At 73.5% G+C, this 1,759-nt stretch carries 4 protein-coding genes; all 4 read right to left on the minus strand.

Annotated elements, in window-relative coordinates:
- Positions 1-402: 402 nt before the first annotated feature.
- Complete coding sequence (locus tag G5C65_RS36730; protein ID WP_165303370.1) at positions 403-789, minus strand: hypothetical protein; 387 nt, start codon at positions 787-789, stop codon at positions 403-405.
- Positions 790-802: 13 nt separating this feature from the next.
- The gene (locus G5C65_RS36735) at positions 803-1,384 is read right to left on the minus strand and encodes a hypothetical protein (RefSeq protein ID WP_165303371.1); all 582 of its coding nucleotides are present in this window, start codon (positions 1,382-1,384) and stop codon (positions 803-805) included.
- Positions 1,381-1,530, minus strand: a complete 150-nt coding sequence (locus tag G5C65_RS36740) for a hypothetical protein (protein WP_165303372.1) — start codon at positions 1,528-1,530, stop codon at positions 1,381-1,383. Before G5C65_RS36740 ends, G5C65_RS36735 begins: the two co-directional genes overlap by 4 nt.
- Positions 1,527-1,759: hypothetical protein (locus G5C65_RS36745; protein ID WP_165303373.1), on the minus strand; the 233-nt coding region annotated here is incomplete at its 5' end. The genes G5C65_RS36745 and G5C65_RS36740, both read right to left, overlap by 4 nt.

Genomic DNA, 1,759 nt, shown 5'->3' on the forward strand with positions numbered 1-1,759 from the left:
GGTCTCGGGGGTGTCTCCGCGCGCGTATGCGGTCGCCAAGAGCGCCACGGTGGCGGTACCGATGATCCAGGGCAGCACTCCCTCGGCAGCGGCCCACTGGTAGCCCCACCACGCTGCGAACGCGCCGAGTCCGTACCGGGTAGCGCGAGCCCGGGGCGGACCCACGCGCTGGCCGCTCCTGCTGCTCCGCCAGGCCGTCAGGAGTTTGCGGAGCCCGTCGGTGAGGCGTCGTGGGGCGGCTCGGGCTCGTCGCATGCCGGCTTGTACCCGGTGACGGGGCCAGGTGGGCGCGGGCGCGCGGCGGATCGGGGTGCCCACGGCCCGCGCGGTGCGCGCCCAGGTGCGGCCGATGACCTCGCCGGTGCGCTCGGCCCGGCACGGCTCCGCGCTGGTGCACACGACTCAGCCCGCCAGGATCTTCACGAACGAGCCGACGATGCCGGAGATCTCGCGCCACAGACCGCTGGACGCTGCAGCTGCGGTCATCATCAGGAACCCGAGCACAACGGAGCCGACCAGCCGGGGGCGGGTGTAGTGCCACCAGCCGAGCAGGGCGAGCGCGACCGCCGCCGGGACGACGGAGAACTGCGTCCCCGCGTTGTCCACGACGTCTTTCCCCTTCTCGGCGAGGATCGCCCAGGGGCGCCCGGTGCGCGCGTAGCAGTAAGCCAGGGCGGCGCCCGCGGCGAGTCCCCCGGTGCTGGGGATGGTCTGGCCGCCCTTCCGTGCGGCAGCGACGACCACGACGGTGAGCACGAGGGACAGGCCCTGTAGGCCGATCTCCAGCACGGTTCCTGCTCCTTCAGGGGTGGAGGAAGAGATTGATCACGGTTGAGGTCCACACGGCGTGTCCGGTCCAGGCGGCGGGCAGCACGGTCTGCGCGGTGCGGCGGTGGATCGCCCAGCCGATGAGGCAGAGGGCGACGGAGATGCCCAGGGGCGCGTCGTCGGTGTGCTCCAGCAGCCAGGGCGTCAGCCCGATGTGCCAGGCGGCTGCGATGCCGGTGACGCCGTAGAGGAGCTGGCCGGTCCGAGGCTTGGCCTGCACGGTGGCGACGAGACGCCGCGCGCGTTCGCCGACGGGCGGCCGTGCACGTTGGGCCTGGACGATGCGGTCGGCGATCCGCAGCGGGTCCCAGCGCGGAAGCTCCGGCTCGGCGGTCGGTTTGGGGGCCTCGGCGTCGTCGGACTCCGTGGGCTCGTCCGCGTCGGCGGTCCGCACGTCGGGTTCGGTCGGGGTCGGCTCAGGCTTGCTGAGATCGATTACTTCGCCGCGGCGCCAGTCGGGGAGTCGTCCGCCGCCGATCGTCCGCGTGCGAGTGTCCGGCCGCCGTCCGGTGTCCGTGTGGTCGGCGTAGAGCCGGTTCCACCAGTCGTCCGTCATCGCAGCCCCCACCAGCAGAGCTGTCCGAGGGTGCCGAGTGCGGCGCCGATGGCGACGGCTGCAGTGACGAGGCGTCCGTGGTGGAGCGCGCCGATCCCGGCGGCGAGGCACAGCGTGGCGAGCGAGGCGAGGGTCCACAGGGTCATGACGGGGTCTCGCAGGTGTGGTCGCGGGCGTCGGCCAGGGCCTGCGCGAATCCGGCCTCGGGCCCGTAGCCGCATCCGAGGCGGTGGCAGGGGCAGCGCCAGGCGTAGCCGTGGACGGTCCAGCCTCCGCGTGGGGAGCGCATGTCGTAGTCGCAGCGGTGGATGGTCACCGGTGTGCCGGTGCGGCTGGTGACGGTGGTGATCGCGCCGGACAGGGGCGGGCCCGGGG

This window comes from Streptomyces boncukensis (assembly GCF_011045075.1).
Lineage (GTDB): Bacteria > Actinomycetota > Actinomycetes > Streptomycetales > Streptomycetaceae > Streptomyces > Streptomyces boncukensis.

Bases quoted from the DNA above. Each gene is read 5' to 3' on its own strand.
- G5C65_RS36735 (WP_165303371.1), bottom strand. From the start codon at position 1,384: ATGACGGACGACTGGTGGAACCGGCTCTACGCCGACCACACGGACACC.
- G5C65_RS36740 (WP_165303372.1), bottom strand. From the start codon at position 1,530: ATGACCCTGTGGACCCTCGCCTCGCTCGCCACGCTGTGCCTCGCCGCC.